The organism is Sandarakinorhabdus rubra, from assembly GCF_010994245.1.
Classification (GTDB): Bacteria; Pseudomonadota; Alphaproteobacteria; order Sphingomonadales; family Sphingomonadaceae; genus Sandarakinorhabdus; species Sandarakinorhabdus rubra.
Window position 1 is genome coordinate 1 of the sequence record NZ_WMHO01000181.1, and the last position, 5,417, is coordinate 5,417.

The 5,417-nt window shown below is 69.3% G+C and carries 7 protein-coding genes and 1 tRNA gene; 1 reads left to right on the top strand and 7 read right to left on the bottom strand.

Annotated features, from left to right (window positions below):
* The 4 genes from GJV64_RS10935 to folK form a co-directional block, all read right to left on the bottom strand.
* Window positions 1-971: patatin-like phospholipase family protein (locus GJV64_RS10935; RefSeq protein WP_164157262.1), on the bottom strand; the 971-nt coding region annotated here is incomplete at its 3' end.
* Entirely contained in the window at window positions 968-1,387 is a 420-nt protein-coding gene (locus GJV64_RS10940; RefSeq protein ID WP_164157263.1) for an FKBP-type peptidyl-prolyl cis-trans isomerase, read from the bottom strand. The genes GJV64_RS10935 and GJV64_RS10940, both read right to left, overlap by 4 nt.
* Window positions 1,388-1,434: 47 nt before the next feature.
* Window positions 1,435-1,511: transfer RNA gene (locus tag GJV64_RS10945), tRNA-Lys, on the bottom strand.
* Entirely contained in the window at window positions 1,502-2,005 is a 504-nt protein-coding gene (gene folK / locus GJV64_RS10950) for a 2-amino-4-hydroxy-6-hydroxymethyldihydropteridine diphosphokinase (protein WP_164157264.1), read from the bottom strand. Before folK ends, GJV64_RS10945 begins: the two co-directional genes overlap by 10 nt.
* Window positions 2,006-2,034: 29 nt before the next feature.
* On the opposite strand from folK, the gene GJV64_RS10955 reads away from it, so the two are divergent.
* Window positions 2,035-2,670 carry a uracil-DNA glycosylase gene (locus tag GJV64_RS10955; protein ID WP_164157265.1) on the top strand — a complete coding sequence of 212 codons (636 nt, stop codon included), beginning with the start codon at window positions 2,035-2,037 and terminating at the stop codon, window positions 2,668-2,670.
* Window positions 2,671-2,673: 3 nt separating this feature from the next.
* On the opposite strand, the gene GJV64_RS10960 is transcribed toward GJV64_RS10955, so the two are convergent.
* The 3 genes from GJV64_RS10960 to GJV64_RS10970 all read right to left on the bottom strand — a co-directional run bounded on the left by GJV64_RS10960 (window position 2,674) and on the right by GJV64_RS10970 (window position 5,371).
* On the bottom strand, window positions 2,674-3,540 hold the full coding sequence (locus GJV64_RS10960; RefSeq protein ID WP_164157266.1) for a nitrilase-related carbon-nitrogen hydrolase: 867 nt from the start codon (window positions 3,538-3,540) through the stop codon (window positions 2,674-2,676).
* A gap of 43 nt (window positions 3,541-3,583) precedes the next feature.
* On the bottom strand, window positions 3,584-4,570 hold the full coding sequence (locus tag GJV64_RS10965) for an agmatine deiminase family protein (protein ID WP_164157267.1): 987 nt from the start codon (window positions 4,568-4,570) through the stop codon (window positions 3,584-3,586).
* A 135-nt stretch (window positions 4,571-4,705) separates the two neighbouring features.
* Window positions 4,706-5,371, bottom strand: a complete 666-nt coding sequence (locus GJV64_RS10970) for an RlmE family RNA methyltransferase (protein WP_164157268.1) — start codon at window positions 5,369-5,371, stop codon at window positions 4,706-4,708.
* Window positions 5,372-5,417: the final 46 nt, after the last annotated feature.

Sequence of the window (5,417 nt, forward strand, 5' to 3'; positions counted from 1 at the left end):
CTGAACTCGCGGCCCTTGGCAGCGCCCTGCCAGGCGCGGTCGCGATAGATGAGTTGGGCGACCACCGCCCGACGCCCGCGCGCCACCCGGTCGAGCAATTGCGCCTCTTCGCTGGCGCGCAGCTCTGGCGGCAACCGGGCTGCCAGCCGGGCCCAGGCCTCGCGCGGGCCGTTCAGCCGGGCCTGTGCGTCGGTTGTGAAGCGGGTGCGGCTTGAAAAGCGGATGTCGGCTGCGCGCTCCTCCACTTCTGCAAGGCTTGCCGGCCGGCCCCCGCGCGCCGGGAACAGATCAACCTGGACGATGCCGAGATCATCCTCGTCATGGTCGTCGAGCACATGATCGAGCGGCGTGTTCGACACCAGCCCGCCATCCCACCACCATTGCCCGTCGATCTCCACCGGCGGCAACCCGGGCGGCAGCGCGCCCGAGGCCATGACGTGGCGCACGTCCAGCCGCTCGCGGGAAGAGCAGAAATAGCGGAAATTGCCGGTCTCGACATTCACCGCACCCACCGCGATGCGCACCGGGCCGCTGTTCAGCAGGTCCCAGTCGATCAGTTCATCCAGCGTGCGCTGCAGCGGCGATGTCTCATACAGCGCCACCTGGCCGGGCCACCATTGCGGCCACATCGGAAACTGCGGACGGAAGAAGCCCGGCGCGCCGATCAGCGCGGTGGCCGCCGCCGCCCATTGGTGGCGCAGCGATCCGGCGAGCGCGCCGCCGGCGCCCTCATCGGCCAGCCATTCCCACGGCAGGTGGCCCGTCACCAGCTCCCAGAAGGCGCGCAGGCGTTCCAATCGGCGCTCCGGCGGGTTGCCGGCAATCAGCGCTGCGTTGATCGCGCCGATCGAGATGCCGGCAACGGACTCTGGGCAATAGCCCGCTGCGTCGAGCGCGGCATAGACCCCGGCCTGATAGCTGCCCAGCGCGCCGCCGCCCTGTAGAACCAGCACGCGGCGGCCGGGCATCATGGCGCGACGGCCAGCAGTTCAACCTCGAAGATCAGGGTGGAGCCGGGCGGAATGGCATCGCCGGCGCCAGCATCGCCATAGCCGGCCTGCGGCGGCACCACGAGGGTGCGGCGGCCGCCCACCCGCATGCCGGCCACGCCTTCGTCCCACCCCAGGATGACATCGCCAGCGCCAAGCCGGAAGATGAACGGCTGGCCGGCGTCGCGCGAACTGTCGAACTGGCGACCCTTCGCGCCATCGATGGAAAGCCAACCGGTATAGTGCACCGCCACCATGTTGCCGGCCTCGGCAACGGCGCCGGTGCCGGGGCGCGTGTCGGTGATGCGGGTACCGCTGCTGGCCACCGTCACCTGCTGCGCAACGGCAGTGCCGGCCAGCATCAGTGCGAGGATGGGGATCAGGACCGGATGGTTCATCAGCTTCCCTCTTCGCATTCATTGTTGCGGCGCGTCGCAGCCGGCAGTGGTGGGTCCTCCGGGACTTGAACCCGGAACCTACCGCTTAAAAGGCGGGCGCTCTGACCGATTGAGCTAAGGACCCATGGCCGGCAGCGAAGACGGCAACGCGGCGGCTTTAGGGCGAAGCAGCCGGGCACGCAACTGTCTCGCCGTCAGCCCCGAAACGGGATGCCGCCAGGCGGGCGCCACCGCCAGCAGCGGATCGAGCACGAAGCGCCGTCGCGCCAGTTCCGGGTGCGGCACGGTGAGTGTGCGCGTGGTCACAACGGCATCGCCGGCCGCGATGATGTCGAGATCGAGGACCCTGTCTCCCCAACGTCGTCTGCGGCGCCGGCCGAAGCCTTTCTCCATCGCCTTGAGTTCAGCCAGCAGCGCCGGCAGGCTTCCGGGCCAGTCGAGCGCCACCACGGCATTGGCATAGCGGCGCGTGCCCGGCCCCAGCGGCGCGGTGGCGATGATCGGCGAGACTGACACCACGTTCGGAAGCGCGGCGATGGCGGCGCGCACCACGCCGGCGGGCCGGCCGTGACGGCCGTGGCAGCGGTTGGACCCGATGGCGACAAGGATGATTGCCATGACGCGCCGAGCCCCTACAGGCTGGAGGCATGACTGACGAGACCCCTCACCCCGGCACCCCGCCGATTGATTGCGCCGTGTGCCCCCGGCTGGTCGCCTATCGCGACGAAACCCGCGCCCGCCACCCCGGCTGGTGGAACGCGCCGGTGCCGCCGCTGGGCGATGCCAGCGCGTGGCTGGCCATCATCGGCCTGGCGCCGGGCCTGAAGGGCGCCAACCGCACCGGCCGGCCCTTTCATGGCGACGAGGCCGGCGCCCTGCTGTTCGCAACGCTGGCCGAACTGGGGCTGGCGACCGAAGCGCCGGAGGGGTGGAACACGCCCGGCCTGTTCATCACCAACGCGGTGGCCTGCGCCCCGCCGAACAACCTGCCGGCGACAGATGAAAAGCACGCCTGCCGGCCCTGGCTGACGCAGCAGCTGGCAGCCCTGCCCCAACTGAAGGTCGCCGTCGCGCTCGGCGAAACCGCCCACCAGGCGGCGATCAAGGCGATCGGCGGGAAGCTGCCCAAATATCGCTTTGGCCACGGCGCCGTGCACAGGCTGCCTTCGGGCGTGACGCTGATCGATTCCTATCACCCCAGCCGGCTGAACCTGAACACCGGCACCATCACGCCCGAGATGCTGAAGACCGCGCTCGCACAGGCGCTGGCGTTCCGGCCCTGAGCCTCAGATATCCTGGGCCAGCCGCCCATAGAGATCGGGCCGGCGGTCCCTGAAGAAGCCGAAGGCGGCGCGGTGGCGGGCGGCGAGATCGAGATCGAAGGTCGCCAGCACCGTGCCGGGCGTCGCGTCATCCAGTTCCGCCACGATGTCGCCGCGCTGGTCACAGGCAAAGCTGGTGCCATAGAAGCTCTGGGCGTGCGGGGTGCCGGCCTCTTCGGTGCCGATGCGGTTGCAGGCCAGCACCGGCACGACGTTCGACACGGCATGGCCCACCATCGCGCGGCGCCACATCCGCCTTGTGTCGAGCGACGGATCGTGCGGTTCGGTGCCGATGGCGGTGGGGAACAGCAGCACCTCGGCGCCCAGCAGCATCAGGGCGCGCGCGGTTTCCGGATACCACTGGTCCCAGCAGATGCCGACGCCGATCACGCCATGCTTGGTCTGCCACACCTTGAAGCCGGTGTTGCCGGGGCGGAAATAGAATTTCTCCTCGTATCCCGGCCCGTCGGGGATGTGGCTCTTGCGATAGACGCCCATCACGTTGCCGCCATCGTCGATCATGGCGAGGCTGTTGTAATGGTGATGCCCGTCCTTCTCGAAGAAGGAACAGGGGATGTAGGTGCGGGTTTCGAGCGCCACTTCGCGCATCACCGCCACCGCCGGGTGCCGGTCAAGCGGCAGGGCGTTGGCGAACAGGCCTTCATCTTCGTGGCGGCAGAAATAATGGCCTTCGAACAGCTCGGGCGGCAGCACCACCTGCGCGCCAGCGGCGGCAGCGGCGCGGGCAGCGGCGGCAGTCATCGCGATATCGGCGTCGCGGTTGCCGGAAAAGGCCAGCTGCAGGCCGGCGATGGTGACAGTTCGGGTCATGCTGTGCGCCCTAGCCGATGAATGTGGCAGGCGGAAGATGGCGCTATTGCGGCTGCTGCTGGGTGATGCAGTGGAAGCTGCCGCCGCCGGTGAGGATATGATCGGCGCGCAGGCCCACCACGTCGCGATCGGGGAAGATGCCGGCCAGCGCCGTCACGGCATCGGCATCGCTGGCCGTGCCATAGAGCGGCACCACCACCACGGCATTGGCGATGTAGAAGTTCATGTGGCTGGCCGGCACGAGCCGCCCGTCCCGCTCCACCCGCCCGGGCGAGGGGATGGGCACGATCTCCAGCCCGAACTCGCGGGCGCGGTCGGCTGCGTCCTCATAGACATGGGCGTTCGGATCGTCCTTGCCGGCCGCCACCGGCAGCGCCAGTCGGCCGGGGCCAACAAAGCGCGCCAGATTGTCGACATGGCCATCGGTGTGATCGTTCAGCAGCCCCTCGCCCAGCCACAGCAGGCGATCGATGCCCAGGTCGCGGCGCAGGTGGCTTTCCACCTCCACCCGGTCCATGCGCGGGTTGCGGTTGGGGTTGAGCAGGCATTGCTCGGTGGTGACGGCAAGGCCGGTGCCATCCACGTCGATGGCGCCGCCTTCCAGCACCCAGCGGTGGCGGGCCAGCGGCAGGCCGCAGCGGCCGGCGATGAAGGCGGCGACGCCATCATCACCCGGCAGATCATATTTGCCGCCCCAGCCGTTGAAGCGGAACCCCGCCGCCGCCGGCCCATGCGGCGATTTCAGGAACAAGGGACCAGTGTCCCGCAGCCAGATGTCGCCAAAGCCATAATCATGCAGGCGCACGGTACCATCGGTCACCAGCGTGCCCAACAGGGCCCGCGCCGCCGCTGCCGCCCGGTCGTTGGCCACCAGCAGATCGACCGGTTCGCCCGCCGCGATGGCGCGCACCATGGCCGCCACTTCCTCCTGGGCGGGCCCCAGATCGGCCTCCCACAGTTCGGGATGCGAAGGAAAGGCCGTCCATGTCGCGGCGTGCGCAGACCATTCCGCCGGTTGCCGCGCCGTCATGCCGTATCCACCCCCACCCGCCTGTCCTCTTGGCCGCACCCTCTTGTGTCGCTGCCTGCATTGGGCGGCAATGGGACGGGCCAAGCTGTTGCCTTTGCATTTGATTGCCAGCCAATCGTGGGGCTGGCAACAGCTTCATTGCGGGACGGTCGTGACGGACGCCGCATCAGGGGCCTTGAACCCCTGCGCCACCACATACCATTCGCTCGAGCCCTTGCGGCTGGCCGGCGGCTTGACCTGCTTCACGCTGGCAAAATGCCGCTTGAGCGCCGCCGTCAACTGGCCGTCGCCGCCACCGGCCAGCACCTTGGCAAGGAAACTGCCGCCGGGGCGCAGCAGCAGCGCCGCCATGTCCAGCGCCGCTTCAATGAGGCCCATGGTGCGCAGATGATCGGTCTGCTTGTGGCCAACGGTGTTGGCGGCCATGTCGCTCATCACCAGGTCGGCCGGGCCGCCCAGCGTTTCGAGGATCAGCGCCGCCGTGTCATCGTCGGTGATGTCCTTCTGGAACAGCTCCACCCCGGCCAGCGGTTCGATCGGCAGCAGGTCGATGCCGACAACGCGCGCGCGCGGGCGCTTTTCCTTCACCACCTGGCACCAGCCGCCCGGCGCGGCGCCCAGATCGACCACCCGCTCCACGCCGGCCAGCAGGCTGAACTGCTGGTCCAGCTCCTTCAGCTTGAAGGCGGCCCGGCTGCGATAGCCCTGCGCCCGTGCTGCCGCGACATAGGGATCATTGAGCTGGCGTTCGAGCCAGCGGGTCGATTGCGGGCTGCGGCGCCGGGCGGTCTTCACTCGCACCCGGCCGCCGCGCGAACGGCCACCCGGCCCTCCGCCCGGCCCGCCA

Bases quoted from the DNA above. Each gene is read 5' to 3' on its own strand.
- GJV64_RS10965 (WP_164157267.1), bottom strand. From the start codon at position 4,570: ATGACGGCGCGGCAACCGGCGGAATGGTCTGCGCACGCCGCGACATGG.
- folK (WP_164157264.1), bottom strand. From the start codon at position 2,005: ATGGCAATCATCCTTGTCGCCATCGGGTCCAACCGCTGCCACGGCCGT.
- GJV64_RS10940 (WP_164157263.1), bottom strand. From the start codon at position 1,387: ATGAACCATCCGGTCCTGATCCCCATCCTCGCACTGATGCTGGCCGGC.
- GJV64_RS10955 (WP_164157265.1), top strand. From the start codon at position 2,035: ATGACTGACGAGACCCCTCACCCCGGCACCCCGCCGATTGATTGCGCC.
- GJV64_RS10960 (WP_164157266.1), bottom strand. From the start codon at position 3,540: ATGACCCGAACTGTCACCATCGCCGGCCTGCAGCTGGCCTTTTCCGGC.